This window comes from Stenotrophomonas sp. P5_A8 (genome assembly GCF_056400545.1).
The window spans coordinates 1-19,787 of record NZ_JBFULB010000038.1; the positions used below are offsets into that span (position 1 = coordinate 1).

Sequence of the window (19,787 nt, forward strand, 5' to 3'; positions counted from 1 at the left end):
AGTTACGATTGCGTTGCAGTTAATTATTTGCGCGAAGCAACCGGAGGCTTTGCCGACTTTGGCGGGAGCATTCCGACGGTCTCGCGGAAGCCTGACGCAGACTGCCCATAACGTGCCCGGAAGGCCCGTGCGAAGCTGCAACAGTTGTCAAATCCGCTTGCTGCGGCCACTTCGCCGATCATCATGTCGGTATCACGCAGCAGGTCGGCCGCGCGCTCCAGGCGCAGGCGCGCCGACAGCGATTGCGGGCTTTCCTCGTACAGGCTCTGGAACGTCTTGGACAGGTACCAGCTGGAGAAGTTGGTTAGCTCGGCCAGTTCACCAATGCGCACCACGCGGTGGCTGTTGCCTTCCAGGTACAGGCGCGCGCGCTGCATCCGCCCGAACACCTGGCGCTTGCGCAGGCGCGAGCGGCCGGGGCAACGCTGCACTCCGGTGGCCAGCGCGCGCTGCAGTGAGGCCAGGTGCAGCAGCACCGGGCGCAACGCCTGCGCCGGCTGGCCACTGGCCAGGGCATCGCGCCACAGCCGCAGGGCCACGCGGACTTCACCGCGGCTCATGCTGCCGCGACCGGCATACAGGCTGCAGTCTTCCAGTTCGCCGAGCGCACGCAGCGCATCCGGGGTCAGGCTCAGCCCGATGCACAGGCCATCGCGGCCGGCCTGGATCATCGGGCGCGATTCCTTCTCGAAGGCGATCCACTCGCGCTGGCGCAGACGGAAACGGCCTTCCTTGGATTCCACCCACGCGCTGCCACGCAGCTGCATCCATACGGTGAAGGTGGCGCCGGCGGTCTGCAGGCTGCCGAGCCGAGCCACGCCCAGGCAGGTGGGCAGCGGGCCGTCGTCGACGATCTTGTCCAGGGAAAGCGATTGACCGCGATCGGCGAGGGAGAGCTGACGCATGACTACACCGTGTTTGCCGTAACTGGGCAACCGTTTTGCCAAATCAGGTCGACCCGGTCAGGAAAGTCCTACGAGATTCATCCGAATTCGACACGAGGTCGATACGAAGGAATCACGAAGTTCATTTCCCTTTTGTAAACAAGGCGTTGGAGATCGTGGAGAAGACCGGTGCGGGAGCCTCGGGCAGTTCCATCACGCCGATATCGGCGCCGTCGGCCACCGCAAGCGCCACATACAGCGCGCTGCCATCGGCCTGCGCACTGAAGCCGTTGCCGGCACTCAGGCGATCGGCATCCAGGCAGTGCTCGACGCTGGGCGCGCCGACGTTGATGCGCGAAAACAGGGTGGCGCAATCGGCGCGATTGGACAGGTAGTCGACGCTGCCGTTGCGGGCGACGGCCCAGGTCCGATAGCGCCAGCGCGTCGGCCGGTCGTCGCTGAGCTGCCGGATGCTGTCGGCACTGAGCCGCGCATCGGCCGACCACAAGCCGCCGGCCGACAACCGCGTGAACAACACGCGCTGGGTGGCCGGGTCGAAGCGGGCCTGCGAGACCCCGTCGATGCTGCCGAGCAGCGTCCACGGCGAGGCGCGCCGATCGAACAACAACAGTCGCATGCGTTCGTGCGGGTCGCGATCGACTACCAGCAGGTGGTCGGCATCGCCCGCATACAAAGCCTGCAGTGGCTGGGCGACGGGTACCGGCAGCGCCACCACCTGCTCGTCGCGCGGGGAAACCTCGTAGATCACCGGATTGGCCTGCGCATCGCGCCCGGACACCAGCAGATGCGTGCTGTCCGGTGACCAGTCCGCGGCTTGGCGCGTCTCCGGACGCAACCCATCGACCGGGCGCAGCGATTCGGGCCGGGTCAAGTCGGCCCACCACAATCCGTAGTTCCCGGAGCGGTCGGAGGTGAACACCAGTTGCCGGCCATCCGGGGCCAGCATCGGCTGACCATCACGGCCGTTGGAGGCGAACAGGCGCTCGGGGTGGCCGGGCCGGCCCTCCTTGAGCGACACGCGGAACAGACCGAACTGCGCCTTGCGGTGCACGAAGGCCAGCATTTCGCTGCTGCGCGACACCGCCGGCGACTGCGCATCGTCGATGCCCACATCGCGCAGCGTGCGGGTCGGGATATCCAGCTCGTACAGCCGCGATTCGCTGTCCACGCGGCGCCCGAACACGATGTGCCGGCTGTCGCTGCGCCAGGCCCACCCGCGGATCTCGGCCGAATCGTCGGTCAACTGCTCCGGCACGCCGCCCGCCGCCGGCAACCGCCACAGATCACCGATCTGCGGATTGCGCACGAACACGATCCAGCGCCCGTCCGGCGAGTAGCGCGGGGCGTAGTCGAAACTGTCTTCGGCCACCTCGTAGTCCAGTGGCGTCCAGCGCCCGCTGGCGATGTCCAGGATGCGGATGCCACGGTGCGCGTAGCGCCCGGCCAGCGAGCCGAACAGCAGGCCGCGCCCGTCCGGTGTCCAGTCGAAGCTGAGCAGTTCGGTGCCATCGCAGCGGGTGACGTGGCGCACCGCGCCGCCGGTCGCGCTGGCAATCAGCACTTCGCAGCCGGCATCGGGACCAAAGCGGGCGAAGGCGATGTCGCGACCGTTCGGCGACCAGTTGGGGAAGCGGTCGGAGTACCCCTGCGGCGTCTCGGCCAGCAACCGCGCCGGGGCGTTGCCGGAGGTCTGCACTTTGATGCTGCTGCCCTGGCGGGCGCTGCTGTCGGCCTCGTAGGCCACCTGCGAACCGTCCGGGGACAACGTGGGATAGGTTTCAAACCCCGCCGTGGCGGTAATCAGCCGGTACGGTCGCTGCGGGCTGCCGATCACGCGGCTGCCGTCTTCCAGCACGCCGCTGGACGCGGCCGATGGTGCAGGACGTTGCAGCAGCAATGCGGTCAGCACCAGCAGCGCGATCATCATGCCAACGCCGAGCGCGAGCAGGACGTAGCGGCGCATCCGCCGCCACCGGCTGCGGAGGGATCCCGTGGCGGGCGCGGCCACTTCGGCAGGCACGTCCAGTGCTGCGGTGTCGTCGCGTTCGATGAACGTCACCGCCTCGGCAGCCGGCGCCGCATCGACCGCTCTCACCGGCACGAGCAGGCGATAGCCGGTCTTGGCAATGGTTTCGATGTAAGGCGTGCCCGTGACATCGTCGTTGCTGAACGCCTTGCGCAGCTGTGTCACTGCCTGGGTCAGCACGTCATTGGTGGGCAGCGTGTCCGGCCATACCTCGGCGAACAGTTCATCACGGGTGACCACCGCACCCGGCGCGCGCATCAGCGCCTTCAACACACCCAATGCCTTCGGCGTCAGCCGTCGCGGACGACGCGCACCGGGCACCGTGACCTCGCGGGAGGACAACGTGACGGTGCACTCGCCGATCCTGATCACATCGGCTGAAGTTGGCTCACTAAAGGGGCTGATCATTCCGGTGGTACGAGTGAATGCAGGACAACAGGAACGCAGCATCCATCGCAACCGAACACCGATCGAACGAACCGCCAGATTCCGCACATGCCATCAGCGCAAACCGCAAAAAAACTGAAGCGCGCGAATACTAGCCTATGGCGGTTAACTGCGCCTGTGCGCGTGGACAACATCAGGCCCTCTCTCGCCGACGAATTCACATAAATCGCTTCAGTATTCGCGCCTCCGGGCGCGAATTTTTTATCTGCGATTCAGTTTCGTCCACGGCGCAGCATGGTCAGTCCGACCAGCCTGGATACCACCAAAGCTACGTACATCACGCCTGCAAACTGCTCCAGCATGACCAATGCGCGTGCCTGCGGATGCACCGGCACCACATCACTCAACCCCACCCCGGACAGCAAGCTGAAGCTGAGATAAAGCAGCTCCATCCAGGTGCGCAGTTCGCTCTCGCTGGTGGCCATGAAACTGCCCGGATACCACTGCTGGCAGACCGAGAATGCGAACGCGAAGGCCCATGCCAGCAAGGTGAATGTCGCACCGGCGGCGAACAGCTCGTCGCGGGTGACTTTGTGATCCTGCAGCATGTAGGCGGTCAGGCTGCCAGCCGTGTAGAAATACAGGAGGCATTCGAGCAGCTGCGCGGTGATGGTCAAGGCGGGCTTGCCCAGCAGCGCACCGGCGATGGAGAAGACCACCGCCGGGATCGCCAGCACCAGCGCCAGCCACATCCCCAGCGGGCTGCGCCGCACCACCCACAACGACAGGCCAAGCACGGCTATGCCGAACGCGCCGAACAGCGCGCGGCTGGCACCGGCCTCGTCCATGGCCGGGTACAGCAGCACGCCCAGCAGTTGCACGGCCAGCAGCCATGCAGAAGGATGCCTGCGCGCGATGGCCAGCCATTTGGTGGTGCGTGCTATCGCCATCGTCTTCCCTCGCCCTGGCCGTGTGGCGCCGAGCTTAACGCGGAAGCCGCGCAGGCGAGATGAGCAGGCCGGGGCGCTGGCTCAGCGCCCCGGCCGCCGCGTCATTGCGGCCGATRGACCTCCGCACCGAGGTCGCGGAACTGCACCGACTTGTCGGCCATGCCCTCCTGCAGCGCGTCCTGTTCGGACAGGCCGTGTTCGGCGGCATAGTCGCGCACGTCCTGGGTGATCTTCATCGAGCAGAAGTGCGGCCCACACATCGAGCAGAAATGGGCCAGCTTGTGCGCGTCCTTGGGCAGCGTCTGGTCATGGAACTCCCTGGCCTTCTCCGGATCCAGGCCGAGGTGGAACTGGTCTTCCCAGCGGAACTCGAAGCGCGCCTTGCTCAGCGCGTTGTCGCGCACCTGTGCACCGGGGTGGCCCTTGGCCAGGTCCGCGGCGTGCGCGGCGATGCGGTAGGCCATGATCCCGTCACGCACGTCCTGGCGGTTGGGCAACCCCAGGTGTTCCTTCGGGGTGACATAGCAGAGCATCGCCGTGCCGTACCAGCCGATCATCGCCGCACCGATCGCGCTGGTGATGTGGTCGTAACCCGGGGCGATGTCGGTGGTCAGCGGGCCCAGCGTGTAGAACGGCGCCTCACCGCACTCGCGCAGCTGCTTGTCCATGTTCTCCTTGATCAGCTGCATCGGCACATGGCCGGGGCCTTCGATCATGGTCTGCACATCGTGCTTCCAGGCGATCTTCGTCAATTCGCCCAGCGTTTCCAGTTCACCGAACTGCGCGGCGTCGTTGGCATCGGCGATGCAGCCCGGGCGCAGGCCGTCGCCGAGCGAGAAGGTCACATCGTAGGCCTTCATGATCTCGCAGATGTCGTCGAAGTGCGTGTAGAGGAAGTTCTCCTTGTGGTGGGCCAGGCACCACTTGGCCAGGATGCTGCCGCCACGCGACACGATGCCGGTGACGCGTTTGGCGGTGAGCGGTACGTAGCGCAGCAGCACGCCGGCGTGGATGGTGAAGTAATCCACGCCTTGCTCGGCCTGTTCGATCAGCGTGTCGCGGAAGATCTCCCAGGTGAGTTCCTCGGCGCGGCCATCGACCTTCTCCAGCGCCTGGTAGATCGGCACGGTGCCGATGGCGACCGGGGAGTTGCGCAGGATCCACTCGCGGGTTTCGTGGATGTGCTTGCCGGTGGACAGGTCCATCACCGTGTCACCGCCGCAGCGGATCGCCCACACCAGTTTCTCGACTTCTTCGGCAATGCCCGACGACACCGCGCTGTTGCCGATGTTGGCGTTGATCTTGGTCAGGAAGTTGCGACCGATGATCATCGGCTCGCTTTCAGGATGGTTGATGTTGTTGGGCAGCACGGCACGCCCACGGGCGATCTCGTCGCGGACGAACGCGGGAGTGATGATCGTCGGGATCGACGCGCCGAAAGATTCGCCCGGGTGCTGCTTGAGCAGTGCGGCGTCGCGGAGCGCCTCCAGGCGCTGGTTCTCGCGGAGAGCGACGAATTCCATTTCCGGGGTGATGATGCCGCGCCGTGCGTAGTGCATCTGGGTGACGTTGCCGCCGGCAACCGCGCGACGGGGCTGCAGCCGCGACGGGAAGCGCACCGCGTCCAGCCGCACGTCGGCTTCGCGCGAACGCCCGAAGGCGGAGCTCAGGCCGGGCAGCGCTTCGGTATCGCCCCGCTCGGCGATCCAGGCCGCGCGCAGCGCCGGCAGGCCGACAGACAGATCGATGCGTGCCTGTGGGTCGGTATAGGGGCCGGAAGTGTCATACACGGTGACCGGTGCATTTTCCTCACCGCCGAACAGGGTCGGGGTGCGGGTCAGCACGATCTCGCGCATCGGCACCTGCAGGTCGCTGCGCGAGCCCTGCACGTGGATCTTGCGCGAACCGGGGATCGGACGGGTGACCGATTCGGAGAGTTGCCGGGCCTGCTGCTGCAGGGAGGAAAGCGCTGCGTTCATGACTTCGTCCTGGATCGAGTTCCGCACTGGAATAGGCGGAACGGACGAAGCGGCGGCGCACGGCAGATCGATCGCGGGCGGTCTTCGGGCGGGGCAGCCCTACGGCGCAATGCGGTTGCAGTTGCGAAGCATCCCTACGCCGGTATCAACCGGATCAGGTTCGAAGGGACTGTCTCAACCGTGGCCGTTCGGCCGCGGTACCCCCGCTTCGGGGCGAATTAGACCACAACGCGACGCAATCGGCGCAGCCGTCGGCGACACCCGGCGGGCATCGGCTTGAACGTGAACAAGGCAATGACGATCCATGGCCTAGAATGCTGCGGCGCGGTGTGACACAAACGCACGCCTCGGTGGCGCTCCGCATTGACCGGCAGCGACCGCCCTGAGTCGCCCCGGTGGCTCGCCCTGCCCCTTTCGTACGGAGAAACTCCTGCATGGTGTTTCGCATTTCCATCGCATTGATTGCCCTGCTGGTGCTGGCCGCCGGCCTTGCGCCGGGCCCCTTCAACGACATCGTCCAGAGCGGGTTGACGACCATCGTCCGCAGCACCGGCTGGCTGTACCTGCTGGTGGTGTTCATGACGCTGTCGTTCCTACTGTACCTGGCCTTCGGTCGGCTCGGTTCGCTGCGCATCGGGGGTGAAGACGCCGAGCCGGATTTCTCCAACGCCAGCTGGATGTCGATGCTGTTCGCCGCCGGCATGGGCATCGGCCTGGTGTTCTGGGGCGCGGCCGAGCCGATCTCGCATTTCGTCAAGCCGCCCGAAGGCTTGGCGCCGCAGAGCATGGACGCCGCGCGCGCGTCGATGCGCTATGCGTTCTTCCATTGGGGCCTGCATCCGTGGGCGATCTATGCGCTGATCGGCCTGGCGATGGCGTGGTTCCAGTTCAACCGCAACGGCCGTGGACTGATCAGCGATCTGCTGCAGCCGATCATCGGTGCGCATCATCGTGGCTGGATGGGCACGGTGGTGAACGTCGCGGCGGTGGTGGCCACCGCAATCGGGGTGGCCACCACGTTGGGCTTCGGCACGATCCAGATCGCGGCGGGCCTGCACCGGGTATTCGGCATCCAGGATTCGATTCCGGTGCAGTTGACCATCATCGCCGTGGCGTTCGTGCTGTACATGGTCTCCACCACCAGCGGGGTGAATCGCGGCATCAAGTGGTTGTCCAACTTCAACCTGGGCCTGGCCGCTGTGCTGCTGGCGCTGGTGCTGGTGCTGGGGCCGACCGGTTTCATCTTCGATACGTTCACCACCACGATCGGGTCGTACCTCAACTCGCTGGTGACGATGAGCCTGCGCATGTCGCCGTTCTCGGGCAGCACCTGGGTGGCGGACTGGACGATCTTCTACTGGGCGTGGTGGATTGCCTGGGCCCCGTTCGTGGGCTCGTTCATCGCGCGCGTCTCGCGTGGGCGCAGCATCCGCGAGTTCGTGCTGGGCGTGGTGATCGCGCCGAGCGTGCTGGGCTTCCTGTGGTTCTCGGTGTTTGGCGGGACGGCATTGTGGTCGCAGATCTTCGGCCATGTGGATCTGGCGCAGGCGCTGGGCAATGGCTATGAGACGGTGCTGTTCACGATGTTCGACAGCCTGCCGATGCCGATGGTGTTGTCGGTGATCGCGCTGGTGCTGCTGATGATCTTCTTCGTGACCTCGGCCGATTCGGCGGTACTGGTGCTGGCCACGATGTCCACCGAGGAAGCCGGCGATCCGCCGCTGGCGCGGCGCATGGTGTGGGGCGTGGCGATCGCGCTGATCGCCGGGGCGCTGTTGCTGGCCGGCGGCCTGAACGCGCTGCAGGGCATGATCACGATCGCGGCACTTCCGTTTGCGTTGCTGATGTTGGCGGTGATGTGGTCGCTGTACCGGGTGCTGGACATGGAGTACGCGCTGCAGCGGCGCCGCGCGCAGCGGGCGCGCCGGATGATGGATGCGTGGATCGAGCGTGAGATCGCCGCACAGGAAGAAACGCGGGATGAGGCCGCGCGGGCGCCGTAGCCTTGTGTTGCGCGTGGGTCGGTGGTTTGGGGAGAGCAGCCGAGCGTGGCTCGGCTCTACCTTGGGTGGGTCGCGAGTGTTGAAGGCGTCGTTTGCATCGGTAGTGCCGAGCCATGCTCGGCAGCAACATTCCCCAGCCATCAGCCCCCATGACAATGATCGCGGCAGCGCAGCCACGCATGGCGCGGCTCTACCGCGGAGATCATCAGCTGCGCGTTACCGGGCAGCCGACCAACGGTCGGCTCTACCTCAATACCCGGCGGCCTGCCCATCCTTGCGGCTTTCCGATGCGCCGTAATACACGCCGGTGTCCGGATCGCGCAGGATCGCCTGATAGCCACCGTAGGGGCCATCGGCAAACACTACCCGGTGGCCCTTGCGCATCAGCGCGCGCACCGTCTCGTACGGGAAGCCGGTTTCCAGGTTCACCTCGCCCCCATCGCTCATCGCCGTAGCCTGGCCGGTCGRCTCGGTCGAGCCTTCGTGCTGGATGCGGGGTGCGTCGCCGGCCTCCTGCAGGTTCATCCCGAAGTCGACCATGTTCATCACGATCTGCGCGTGACCCTGCGGCTGCATTGCCCCGCCCATGACCCCGAAGCTCATCCACGGCTTGCCGTCCTTGGTGACAAAGCCCGGGATGATGGTCTGGAACGGACGCTTGCCCGGCGCATAGCCGTTGGGATGGTCCTTGCGCAGTACGAACATCTCGCCGCGATCCTGCAGGATGAAGCCCAATCCCGGGGGCGCCATGCCGCTGCCCATGCCGCGGTAGTTGGACTGGATCAGCGACACCATCATCCCGTCCGCATCGGCGACGGTCATGTAAATCGTGTCGCCTTCTTCCAGCTGCTTCGGCGTGCCCGGCTGCACCTCGTTCAGGGCCTTGTCCATCGAGATCAGCGTGCGACGCTCGGCGGCATATGCCTTGGACACCAGCTTCGCCACCGGCGCCGGCTGGAATGCCGGGTCGGTGTAGAACCGCGCGCGATCGGCGAAGGCCAGCTTTTTGGCCTCCACGAACAGATGGACATGCTCGGGTGAGCCGAAGGCGATCTTCGAGAAATCGTAGCCTTCCAGCACGTTGAGGATCTGCAGCGCGGCGATGCCCTGGCTGTTGGGCGGCAGTTCCCACACGTCGTAGCCGCGGTAGTTGCTGCTTACCGGCTCGACCCACTCGCCGTGGTGGCTGGCCATGTCCTCATAGCTCAGGTAGCCGCCATTGGCCTTGAAGTAGCTGCCGATGGTCTGCGCGATATCGCCCTTGTAGAACGCATCGCGRCCACCGCGCGCGATCTGCTCCAGGGTGTTGGCCAGGTTCGGGTTCTTCCAGAGCTCGCCCTTGCGAGGGGCATGTCCATTGACGGTGAACTGCTCGGTGAAGCCGGGGTACCGGGACAGCTTGGGCACCGAGCGGTCCCAGTAATAGGCGATCACTTCGGCCACCGGGTGGCCCTCACGCGCGTAGCGGATCGCCGGGGCCAGGTTGTCGGCCATCGGTTTGCGGCCGAAGCGCTCGTGCAGCGCGAACCAGCCATCCACCGCGCCCGGTACCGACACCGGCAGCGGGCCGGTGGCCGGGATCTCCTTCAGCCCGCGTCGCTGGAACTCGGCCAGGGTCAGCGACTTCGGCGAGCGGCCCGAGCCGTTGTATCCGTAAAGCTTCTGGGTCTTTGGGTCCCACACGATCGCGAACAGATCGCCGCCGACGCCATTGCCGGTCGGCTCCATCAGGCCGAGCGCGGCATTGGCCGCGATCGCCGCATCCACCGCCGAGCCGCCGCCCTTCATCACATCCAGCGCGATCTGGGTGGCCAACGGCTGCGAGGTGGCGGCCATCGCGTGCGGGGCGATCACCTCCGAGCGGGTGGCGAAGGTGTGGCCGGTGATCCTGTCGGCGGCCATCGAGACAACCGGGAGAGCACACAGGACGGCAGCGGCCAGCAGGCCGCGGGCAAGACGTGAGGACACGGGGTGGTTCCTGAAGGTGGTAGCCCCGCGATAGTGGCGGCGAAATGCCCGCGACGACATCCCACAATGGTCATGGGCGGCCTCCGATCGACGCCGGATTCCGCGCAGAACCCACCTGCAAAATAGTGAATTCGGGTTCACCGGATCGATTTCAGCGGAAACCATCGTTGCGTGGCGGGCCTCTACGCTGGATGCAGGCGAAACCGTTGGAAATGTGCGCGCAAAGGTTGACAGCATCAAAACCGCTGTGGTTTTCTCGATCTCATGTTGCAGCGCACAGCCATCCGCGAATCCATCGAACACGCCGACACCGGCGGGGCGTCGATCCGTTCGCTTCTTGTCCTCGTACTTATTACCCAACCAACAGGTGCGGGACGGACCGGCGTGTAAGCAAGACTGCCAGGTATCCATCGAAACCCGCACCCACCCAGGTGCGGGTTTTTTCGTTTCAGAGCCCCTCGATTCCGCCTCCCCCTTTCCGAGTTGCCTTCCGCCATGACCCGCCAGCCCGCCCCCGCCGCCACACCCACCGCCCCCACGGCGGCGTGCGGCCGTGGCGCTGCGCACGCCACCCCTTCCCCTGACTGGCCGACGCGTCGCTGAGACCGTCGGCCTTTTTTTTCTTTTCGCCAAAGGACTTCCCCCATGAGCACCAACGACCTGCCCCAGATCAAGATCGCTGTTGTCGGCTACGGCAGCCAGGGCCGCGCGCACGCGCTGAATCTGCGTGAATCCGGTTTCGATGTCGTCGTCGGGCTGCGCCCGGGCGGTCCCACCGAGGTGAAGGCACAGGCCGACGGCTTCACCGTCAAGGCACCGGCCGAGGCGGTCAAGGACGCCGACCTGGTCGCCGTGCTGACCCCGGACATGGTGCAGAAGAAGCTCTACGAAGACGTACTTGCCCCCAACATGAAACAGGGCGCGGTGCTGTTGTTCGCGCACGGTTTGAACGTGCACTTCGACATGATCACCCCGCGCGACGACCTGGACGTGGTGCTGGTCGCGCCGAAGGGCCCGGGTGCGCTGGTGCGCCGTGAGTACGAGATCGGCCGGGGCGTGCCGTGCATCTGGGCGGTCTACCAGGACAGGAGCGGCAAGGCGGCCGAGTACGCGCTGGCCTACGCCGCCGGCCTGGGCGGCGCACGCGCCAACCTGATCCAGACCACCTTCAAGGAAGAGACCGAGACCGATCTGTTCGGCGAGCAGGCGGTGCTGTGCGGTGGTGCGTCGGCGCTGGTGCAGGCCGGTTTCGAAACGCTGGTGGAAGCCGGGTACCAGCCGGAAATCGCCTACTACGAAGTGCTGCACGAACTGAAGCTGATCGTGGACCTGTTCTACGAAGGCGGCATCACCCGCATGCTGGAATTCATCTCCGAAACCGCGCAGTACGGCGACTACGTCAGCGGCCCGCGGGTGATCGATGCCGGCACCAAGGCGCGCATGAAAGACGTGCTGACCGACATCCAGAACGGCACCTTCACCAAGAACTGGGTGGCCGAGTACGAAGCGGGCCTGCCGAACTACAACAAGTTCAAGCAGGCCGACCTGGAGCATCCGATCGAAAAGGTAGGCAAGGAACTGCGCGCCAAGATGGTCTGGTTGCAAATTCAAGCCGCGTAACCCGCGCGGCTCCCCCACCCGCTTTCGTAAAGGTCACCGCATGAACACCTCCGCACACAGCACCGCGCCCTGCAACGGCGCCCGCTGGTTGACGCAGGCCCTGGAAGCCGAGGGCGTGCATACGCTGTTCGGCTACCCCGGCGGCACCATCATGCCGTTCTACGACGCCCTGGTGGATTCGGGGCTGAAGCACATCCTGGTGCGCCACGAACAGGGCGCGGCGCTGGCCGCCAATGGCTATGCCCGCGCCAGCGGCCAGGTTGGCGTCTGTGTCGCCACCTCCGGCCCGGGGGCATCCAACCTGGTTACCGGCATCGCCGATGCGATGCTCGATTCGGTGCCGATGGTCTGCATCACCGGCCAGGTCGCCACCCCACTGCTGGGCACCGACGCGTTCCAGGAACTGGACGTGTTCGGGCTGACCATGCCGATCGTCAAGCACAGCTGGCTGGTGCGCAGCGTCGATGACCTGCCGCGCGTGGTCCGCGAGGCCTTCCGCATTGCGCGCGAAGGTCGTCCCGGGCCGGTGCTGATCGACCTGCCCAAGGACGTGCAGATCGCCGATGCCTCGCACCTGCCCGTGCATGTGCCGGCAGCGGTCAATCCCCCGTCCGCGCCGCAGGACGACGCGATCGCACAGGCCATTGCGGCGATTGCCACCGCTGAAAAGCCGGTGATCTACGCCGGTGGTGGTGTTGCCCTGGGCGATGCGGTCGAAGATTTCCGCGCCTTCGTCGAGGCCAGTGCCATCCCCACCGTGCTGACCCTGCGCGGCCTGGGCGCGCTGCCGCCGCAGCATGCGCACTACCTGGGCATGCTGGGCATGCACGGCACCCGCGCGGCCAACATGGCCGTGCAGGAGAGCGACCTGCTGGTGGTGATCGGCGCGCGTTTCGACGACCGCGCCACCGGCAAGTTGAACGAGTTCGCCCCGTTCGCGCGGGTCATCCACATCGATGCCGATGCGTATGAGATCTCCAAGCTGCGCAGTGCCGACATCGCCGTGCCCGGCAACGTCGGCAGCGCCCTGCGCGCCCTGACCGCCGCGGCGTCCATCCCGGCCAGCCAGGACGCGTGGCGCAAGCGCTGCGCCGGCCATCGCGAACGTTTCGCCGCGCGCTACGACGCGCCCGGCACGCACATCTACGCCCCGGCGCTGCTGAAGCGACTGAGCGAGCTTGCCCCGCGCGATGCGATCATCGCCTGTGACGTGGGCCAGCATCAGATGTGGGTGGCCCAGCACTGCCGCTTCAACCACCCGCGCAACCACCTGACCAGCGGCGCGCTGGGCACCATGGGCTTCGGCCTGCCGGCGGCGATGGGCGCGCAGTTCGCCTGCCCCGACCGCACCGTGGTGCTGGTCTCCGGCGATGGCAGTTTCATGATGAACGTGCAGGAGCTGGCAACCATCGCGCGGTGCCGCCTGCCGGTGAAGATCGTGCTGCTGGACAACAGTTCGCTGGGCATGGTGCGCCAGTGGCAGGAGCTGTTCTTCGCCGAGCGTTACAGCGAGATCGACCTGTCCGACAACCCGGATTTCGCCGCACTGGCGCAGGTGTTCGGCATTCCCGCTACCCGCATCGAGGCGCGTGATGACGTTGAAGGCGGCCTGGCCGCGCTGCTGGCCCAGCCGGGTCCGGCGCTGCTGCACGTGGCCATCGATGCACGGGCCAACGTGTGGCCGCTGGTGCCCCCCAACAATGCCAACAGCACCATGCTGGACGCCAACCCTGCCCATCAGCCCCAGGAGTTCCCCAATGCAATACCGGCTTGACCTGGTGCTGGTCCCCGCCGAGGGCGCGCTGCTGCGCGTGATCGGCATGGCCGAACGCCGCGGCTTCGCGCCGCGCGCGATCGCCGGCGCGCCCAATGCCGCCGACAACGGCCGCTGGCACCTGCAGATGGTGGTGGACAGCACCCGTCCGCCGGAAACGCTGTGCCGGCAGATCGAGAAAATCTACGACTGTGTGTCGGTGCGCATCAGCGCGCTGGAACCTGGAGTATCGGCATGAACGCCCGCACCGTTGCATCGGTGCCGGTACGGAGGTGCCTTCTTGGGCGTGCAGGGCGCACGAGGTGGCACCATCAAGGGACGCCGCCGCAGCGCGCACCGCACTGCGACGATCACCCTGGCCGGGTGCGCGATGCCGGCTAGCCGTACCCCGCAGGAACCGGAGGTAGGCGACGTAAGCGTCGCCGACGTGCTGGCCGCGCAGGCGCGGTTGCGTCGCTTCCTGCCGCCCACGCCCCTGCATTACGCCGAGCGGTTCGGGGTGTGGCTGAAACTGGAAAACCTGCAGCGCACCGGTTCCTACAAGGTGCGCGGCGCACTGAACGCGCTGCTGGCCGGGCGCGAACGCGGCGATGACCGGCCGGTGATCTGTGCCTCGGCCGGCAACCACGCCCAGGGCGTGGCATGGGCCGCCTACCGGTTGAACATCCCGGCGATCACGGTGATGCCGCATGGCGCACCCGCCACCAAGATCGCCGGCGTCGCCCACTGGGGCGCCACCGTGCGCCAGCACGGCAGCAGCTACGACGAGGCCTACGCGTTCGCCCGCGCCCTGGCCGACCAGCACGGCTATCGCTTCCTGTCGGCATTCGACGATCCGGACGTGATCGCCGGGCAAGGTACCCTGGGCATCGAACTGGCCCCGCACGCACCGGACGTGGTGATCGTGCCGATCGGCGGCGGCGGCCTGGCATCGGGCGTCGCGCTGGCGCTGAAATCGCAGGGCGTGCGTATCGTCGGCGCACAGGTCGAAGGTGTCGATTCGATGGCACGCGCGATCCGCGGCGATCTGCGCGAGATTACGCCGGTGGCGACCCTGGCTGACGGCGTGAAGGTCAAGATTCCCGGCTTCCTGACCCGCAAGCTGTGCAGCGCACTGCTGGACGATGTGGTGATCGTGCGCGAAGCCGAGCTGCGCGAGACCCTGGTGCGACTGGCACTGGAAGAACACGTCATCGCCGAAGGCGCCGGCGCATTGGCCCTGGCCGCCGGTCGTCGCGTCGCCGGCAAGCGCAAGTGCGCGGTGGTGTCCGGCGGCAACATCGACGCGATGGTGCTGGCCCAGCTGCTGGCCGACATCCGCCCGCGCCCCCCGCGCAAACCCCGCCGCCGCGCCAGCGAGCGCATGCGACCACCGCTACCGACCGTGCTCGCGACCCTCCCGAATACCGCTCCGAATCCTACCTCCGCCATCCCATCCGACATTGCCGTCGAGGAGACCTCCTGGTGACCATGCCCAACTCCCCCCGAATCAGAATTTTCGACACCACCCTGCGCGACGGCGAGCAATCGCCCGGCTGCAGCATGACCCCGCCGCAGAAGCTGGTGATGGCCCGTGCGCTGGCCGAGCTGGGCGTGGACATCATCGAGACCGGCTTCCCGGCCAGCTCGCAGTCCGACCGCGAAGCGATGACGCTGATCGGCCGCGAGCTGCGCCAGACCACCCTGGCGGTGCTGTCGCGCTGCCTGACCACCGATATCGAGACCTCGGCCAAGGCGCTGGAGGCGGCCGCCAACCCGCGCCTGCACCTGTTCCTGTCCACCAGTCCGTTGCATCGCGAACACAAACTGCGGATGAGCCGCGAGCAGGTGCTGGAATCGGTGCACAAGCACGTGAGCCTGGCACGGGGCTACGTGGATGACGTGGAATTCTCCGCCGAAGACGCCACGCGTACCGAAGAAGACTTCCTGATCGAGGTCGCCCGCGTGGCCGTGGCCGCCGGTGCCACCACCATCAACCTGCCCGACACCGTGGGCTTCACCACGCCCGAGGAAATCCGCGGCATGTTCCAGCGCGTGATCGCCGGGGTTCCCGACAGCGACCGCATCGTCTTCAGCGCGCACTGCCACAACGACCTGGGCCTGGCCGTGGCCAACTCGCTGGCGGCCATCGAAGGCGGTGCGCGGCAGGTGGAGTGCACCATCAACGGCATCGGCGAGCGTGCCGGCAACTGCTCGCTGGAAGAGATCGCGATGGTGCTGAAGGTCCGCAATGCCTTCTACGAGGAAGACACCCGCATCAACACCCCGCGCATCGTCGCCACCTCGCAGCTGCTGCAGCGCCTGGTCGGCATGCCTGTCCAGCGCAACAAGGCGATCGTCGGCGCCAACGCGTTCGCGCATGAGTCGGGCATCCACCAGCACGGCATGCTGCGCCACCGCGGTACCTACGAAATCATGCGCCCCGAAGACGTGGGCTGGGAGTCCTCGCAGATGGTGCTGGGCCGCCACAGCGGCCGCGCGGCAGTCGAACAGCGCCTGCGTGCGCTGGGTTTCTGCCTGTACGAAGAAGAACTGAAGCATGTCTTTGAACAGTTCAAGGCGCTGTGCGAACAGCAACGCGTGGTCACCGACGCCGATCTGCAGACCCTGATGCAGGGCAGCGCCACCCAGAACGGCTACCGCCTGGCCTCGATGACGATCAGCKACGTCGGCAGCCGCGCCAATGCGCTGGTGGAGCTGTCCGATCCGGACGGCAACCGCGTGGCCGAAACCGCGCAGGGCGATGGCCCCGTGGATGCGCTGTTCGGTGCGTTGTCGGCCGCCACCGGCGTACAGCTGATGCTGGACAGCTATCACGTGCACAGCGTGGGCATCGGCGCCGATGCGCGCGGCGAGGCCAACCTGAGCGTGCGCCACGACGGCGTGGAGTACGAAGGCACCGGTACCAGCCGCGACATCATCGAAGCCTCCGCACTGGCCTGGCTGGACGTGGCCAACCGACTGCTGCGCCAGCGCAACGCGACGACCGAGCAGCCCGCTGCGACCGCCGCAGCCTGAGCACCCCCATGACGCATCCCGAACCGCAGCAAGGCCAGTCCATGACCCCAGCTCCCCGCACCCTGTACGACAAACTGTGGGATGCCCACGTCGTCGTGCCCGAATCGGACAGCGCGCCCGCCGTGCTGTACATCGACCTGCACCTGATCCACGAAGTGACCTCGCCGCAGGCCTTCACCGAACTGCGCGAGCGCGGCCTGTCGCCGCGACGCCCGGACCGGACCAAGGCCACCATGGACCACTCCACCCCGACCCTGCCGGCCGGCGCCGACGGTAAGCTGCCGTACGCCAGCGCGGCGTCCGAAGCGCAGGTGGACATGCTCGCGCGCAACTGCGCCGCGTACGGCGTGGAACTGTTCGACCTGCAGTCGGCCAGCCGCGGCATCGTGCACGTGATCGCTCCCGAGCAGGGCTTCACCCAGCCGGGCATGACCATCGTCTGCGGCGACAGCCACACCTCCACGCATGGGGCGTTTGGCGCCCTGGCCTTCGGCATCGGCACCAGTGAAGTCGGCCACGTGTTGGCCACCCAGTGCCTGTTGCAGCGCAAGGCCAAGACGATGGCGATCACCGTCGACGGCGCCCTGCCGCTGGGCGTGGGCGCCAAGGACGTGGTGCTGCACATCATCGGCGTGATCGGCGTCAACGGCGGCACCGGCCACGTGCTGGAGTTCCGCGGCAGCGCGATCGAGGCGATGGACATGGAGCAGCGCATGACCTTGTGCAACATGTCCATCGAGGCCGGTGCGCGCGCCGGCATGGTCGCCCCCGACCAGACCACCTACGACTGGGTGGCCAACACCCCGCGCGGGCCGAAGGGCGCCGACTTCGATGCCGCTGTCGCCGCGTGGTCGCAGCTGCGCAGCGATGCCGGTGCGCGTTTCGACGTGGAAGTGCACATCGAGGCGGCCGACATCCGCCCCACGCTCACCTGGGGCACCCACCCCGGCACGGCCATCGCCGTGGATCAGCCGATCCCGGCCGCCAACGATGCTGCCGCGCAGAAGGGCCTGGATTACATGCACTTCCACGCCGGGCAGACCCTGGCCGGCACACCGGTGGACGTCGTGTTCGTCGGCTCGTGCACCAACGGCCGCCTGAGCGACATGCGCGAAGTGGCGCAGGTGCTGCAGGGCCGGCGCGTCGCCGACGGCGTGCGCATGCTGGTGGTGCCGGGCTCGGAGATCGTCAAGCGGCAGGCCGAGGCCGAAGGCATCCACGCCATCGTGCGTGCGGCGGGCGCGGAGTGGCGCGAGCCGGGCTGCTCGATGTGCATCGCCATGAACGGTGACCTGGTCGCCCCCGGGCAACTGGCGGTGAGCACCAGCAACCGCAACTTCGAAGGCCGCCAAGGCCCCGGCTCGCGCACGCTGCTGGCCTCGCCGATGACGGCGGCGTGGGCGGCGGTGAACGGCCGCGTGGCCGATCCACGTGAACTGTATGCCGCCCGGGAGGTGGCCTGATGAGCGGCTTCCGCACCCTGACCTCCACCAGCGTTGTGCTGGCCGAGACCAATATCGACACCGACCAGATCATTCCGGCGCGGTTCCTGTCCACCACCGAACGCGCCGGGCTGGGCAAGCACGCCTTCAACGACTGGCGCTGGCAGGCCGACGGCACGCCCAATCCGGGCTTTGCCTTCAACCAGCCGCACAACGCCGGGCGCAGCATCCTGCTGGCGGGCCGCAACTTCGGCTGCGGTTCCTCGCGCGAACACGCGCCGTGGGCGCTGACCGACCTGGGCCTGCGCGCCATCGTCAGCAGCGAGATCGCCGATATCTTCCGCGGCAATTCGCTGAAGAACGGCCTGCTGCCGATCGTGCTGGACGAAGCCGACGTGCAGACCCTCATGCAGCGGCCGAACGACGTACTGACCATCGACGTGGCCGCGCGCGAACTGCGCACGCCCGACGGGCGCGTCTACGCCTTCCCGCTGGACGGTTTCTCGCAGACCTGCCTGCTGGAAGGCGTAGACCAATTGGGGTATCTGTTGGGCCGTACCCCTGACATCGAACGTTACGAGAGTGAACATGCACGCTGAAATTGTGGTCTTGCCTGGTGATGGGATTGGTCCGGAAGTCGCCGCAGCGGCCGTGGCGGTGCTGGACGTGGTGGCCGAGCGCTTTGGCCACACCTTCGGTTTCCAGGAGCACGACATCGGGGGCATCGCCATCGACCGCCACGGCGAACCGTTGCCGGCCAGCACCCTGGACGCCTGCCGCAAGGCCGACGCGATCCTGCTCGGCGCAGTGGGCGGGCCGAAGTGGTCCGACCCCAACGCCAAGGTGCGCCCCGAACAGGGCCTGCTGGCGATCCGCAAGGCGCTCGGCCTGTACGCCAACCTGCGCCCGGTGCGTACCCACCCGGCCGCGCTGGGCGCCTCGCCGATCAAGGCCGAGCTGCTGGAAGGCGTGGACTTCGTGGTGGTGCGCGAACTGACCGGCGGCATCTACTTCGGCGTAAAGACCCGCACCGCCGACACCGCCAGCGATCTGTGCAGCTACAGCGTGGGCGAGATCGAGCGCGTGCTGCGCACCGCCTTCCGCCTGGCGCAGACCCGGCGCGGCAAGGTCACCTCGGTGGACAAGGCCAACGTGCTGGAGACCTCGCGCCTGTGGCGTGACGTGGCCGCGCGGATCGGCCGCGAGGAGTTCCCGGAGATCGCGCTGGAACACCAGCTGGTCGATTCGATGGCGATGCATCTGCTGGCCAAGCCGCGCGAGTATGACGTGATCGTCACCGAGAACATGTTCGGCGACATCCTCACCGACGAGGCCTCGATGCTGGCAGGCTCCTTGGGCCTGTTGCCGTCGGCGTCGCTGGGCGAACCCGGCGCGGTGGGTATCTACGAGCCCATCCACGGCTCGGCCCCGGACATCGCCGGCAAGGGCATCGCCAATCCCTACGCCACGATCTTCAGCGCGGCGATGCTGCTGCGGCATTCGCTGAGGTTGGAGGAAGAAGCCGCTGCGGTGGAAGCGGCCGTGCATGCGGCGCTGGATGCCGGTGTGTTCACTGCAGACCTGGCGGCCAAGGGTGCGGCGGTAAGCACCACCCAGGCCACCGACGCGGTGCTGGCGCGCCTGCGCGGCTGAAGACCAGCAACGCATGTAGAGCCGACCGTTGGTCGGCTGCGCTCCGTTCCTGGATTGTGTGC

Annotated in this window: 14 protein-coding genes and 1 riboswitch; of the genes, 9 read left to right on the forward strand and 5 right to left on the reverse strand. The window is 67.0% G+C overall.

The window, feature by feature from the left end; genetic code table 11:
* Positions 1-23: 23 nt before the first annotated feature.
* The 4 genes from AC1DQP_RS04755 to thiC all read right to left on the reverse strand — a co-directional run bounded on the left by AC1DQP_RS04755 (position 24) and on the right by thiC (position 6,247).
* On the reverse strand, positions 24-905 hold the full coding sequence (locus AC1DQP_RS04755) for a helix-turn-helix transcriptional regulator (protein ID WP_256776479.1): 882 nt from the start codon (positions 903-905) through the stop codon (positions 24-26).
* Between the two features lie 121 nt (positions 906-1,026).
* Positions 1,027-3,339, reverse strand: a complete 2,313-nt coding sequence (locus AC1DQP_RS04760; RefSeq protein ID WP_478051182.1) for a winged helix-turn-helix domain-containing protein — start codon at positions 3,337-3,339, stop codon at positions 1,027-1,029.
* Between the two features lie 251 nt (positions 3,340-3,590).
* Positions 3,591-4,268, reverse strand: coding sequence for an ion channel (locus AC1DQP_RS04765; RefSeq protein ID WP_256776482.1), 678 nt, complete (start codon positions 4,266-4,268; stop codon positions 3,591-3,593).
* 101 nt (positions 4,269-4,369) lie between these two features.
* Positions 4,370-6,247 carry a phosphomethylpyrimidine synthase ThiC gene (gene thiC, locus AC1DQP_RS04770; RefSeq protein WP_478051183.1) on the reverse strand — a complete coding sequence of 626 codons (1,878 nt, stop codon included), beginning with the start codon at positions 6,245-6,247 and terminating at the stop codon, positions 4,370-4,372.
* Positions 6,248-6,360: 113 nt separating this feature from the next.
* Positions 6,361-6,462, reverse strand: a riboswitch (TPP riboswitch).
* Between the two features lie 219 nt (positions 6,463-6,681).
* On the opposite strand from thiC, the gene AC1DQP_RS04775 reads away from it, so the two are divergent.
* Entirely contained in the window at positions 6,682-8,250 is a 1,569-nt protein-coding gene (locus AC1DQP_RS04775; RefSeq protein WP_478051184.1) for a BCCT family transporter, read from the forward strand.
* A gap of 249 nt (positions 8,251-8,499) precedes the next feature.
* Here the strand turns inward: AC1DQP_RS04775 and ggt are convergent, their stop codons facing one another.
* The gene (ggt, locus tag AC1DQP_RS04780) at positions 8,500-10,218 is read right to left on the reverse strand and encodes a gamma-glutamyltransferase (RefSeq protein WP_478051185.1); all 1,719 of its coding nucleotides are present in this window, start codon (positions 10,216-10,218) and stop codon (positions 8,500-8,502) included.
* A gap of 645 nt (positions 10,219-10,863) precedes the next feature.
* Here ggt and ilvC point away from each other — a divergent pair.
* From ilvC to leuB, 8 genes are all read left to right on the forward strand, one after another.
* On the forward strand, positions 10,864-11,838 hold the full coding sequence (gene ilvC, locus AC1DQP_RS04785; protein ID WP_457318144.1) for a ketol-acid reductoisomerase: 975 nt from the start codon (positions 10,864-10,866) through the stop codon (positions 11,836-11,838).
* A gap of 40 nt (positions 11,839-11,878) precedes the next feature.
* A complete protein-coding gene (ilvG, locus tag AC1DQP_RS04790) occupies positions 11,879-13,612 on the forward strand; it encodes an acetolactate synthase 2 catalytic subunit (RefSeq protein ID WP_457318143.1) in 1,734 nt (577 codons plus the stop codon).
* Positions 13,596-13,850: an ACT domain-containing protein gene (locus tag AC1DQP_RS04795; RefSeq protein ID WP_312237757.1), complete on the forward strand. Its 255-nt coding sequence runs from the start codon at positions 13,596-13,598 to the stop codon at positions 13,848-13,850. The genes ilvG and AC1DQP_RS04795 overlap by 17 nt, the downstream gene beginning before the upstream one ends.
* Positions 13,851-13,982: 132 nt before the next feature.
* Positions 13,983-15,080, forward strand: a complete 1,098-nt coding sequence (locus AC1DQP_RS04800) for a threonine dehydratase (protein ID WP_256776491.1) — start codon at positions 13,983-13,985, stop codon at positions 15,078-15,080.
* A gap of 2 nt (positions 15,081-15,082) precedes the next feature.
* Positions 15,083-16,630 (forward strand): 2-isopropylmalate synthase, encoded by a 1,548-nt coding sequence (locus tag AC1DQP_RS04805; RefSeq protein WP_478051186.1) that lies wholly within the window; start codon positions 15,083-15,085, stop codon positions 16,628-16,630.
* Positions 16,631-16,671: 41 nt separating this feature from the next.
* Positions 16,672-18,093, forward strand: coding sequence for a 3-isopropylmalate dehydratase large subunit (gene leuC, locus AC1DQP_RS04810; protein WP_256776493.1), 1,422 nt, complete (start codon positions 16,672-16,674; stop codon positions 18,091-18,093).
* Positions 18,093-18,671, forward strand: a complete 579-nt coding sequence (gene leuD / locus AC1DQP_RS04815) for a 3-isopropylmalate dehydratase small subunit (RefSeq protein WP_457318139.1) — start codon at positions 18,093-18,095, stop codon at positions 18,669-18,671. Before leuC ends, leuD begins: the two co-directional genes overlap by 1 nt.
* Entirely contained in the window at positions 18,661-19,725 is a 1,065-nt protein-coding gene (gene leuB / locus AC1DQP_RS04820; RefSeq protein ID WP_457318138.1) for a 3-isopropylmalate dehydrogenase, read from the forward strand. Before leuD ends, leuB begins: the two co-directional genes overlap by 11 nt.
* Positions 19,726-19,787 lie beyond the last annotated feature (62 nt).

Bases quoted from the DNA above. Each gene is read 5' to 3' on its own strand.
- leuB (WP_457318138.1), top strand. From the start codon at position 18,661: ATGCACGCTGAAATTGTGGTCTTGCCTGGTGATGGGATTGGTCCGGAA.
- leuD (WP_457318139.1), top strand. From the start codon at position 18,093: ATGAGCGGCTTCCGCACCCTGACCTCCACCAGCGTTGTGCTGGCCGAG.
- AC1DQP_RS04795 (WP_312237757.1), top strand. From the start codon at position 13,596: ATGCAATACCGGCTTGACCTGGTGCTGGTCCCCGCCGAGGGCGCGCTG.
- AC1DQP_RS04760 (WP_478051182.1), bottom strand. From the start codon at position 3,339: ATGATCAGCCCCTTTAGTGAGCCAACTTCAGCCGATGTGATCAGGATC.
- ilvC (WP_457318144.1), top strand. From the start codon at position 10,864: ATGAGCACCAACGACCTGCCCCAGATCAAGATCGCTGTTGTCGGCTAC.
- AC1DQP_RS04775 (WP_478051184.1), top strand. From the start codon at position 6,682: ATGGTGTTTCGCATTTCCATCGCATTGATTGCCCTGCTGGTGCTGGCC.
- ilvG (WP_457318143.1), top strand. From the start codon at position 11,879: ATGAACACCTCCGCACACAGCACCGCGCCCTGCAACGGCGCCCGCTGG.
- leuC (WP_256776493.1), top strand. From the start codon at position 16,672: ATGACCCCAGCTCCCCGCACCCTGTACGACAAACTGTGGGATGCCCAC.
- AC1DQP_RS04800 (WP_256776491.1), top strand. From the start codon at position 13,983: ATGCCGGCTAGCCGTACCCCGCAGGAACCGGAGGTAGGCGACGTAAGC.
- AC1DQP_RS04755 (WP_256776479.1), bottom strand. From the start codon at position 905: ATGCGTCAGCTCTCCCTCGCCGATCGCGGTCAATCGCTTTCCCTGGAC.
- AC1DQP_RS04765 (WP_256776482.1), bottom strand. From the start codon at position 4,268: ATGGCGATAGCACGCACCACCAAATGGCTGGCCATCGCGCGCAGGCAT.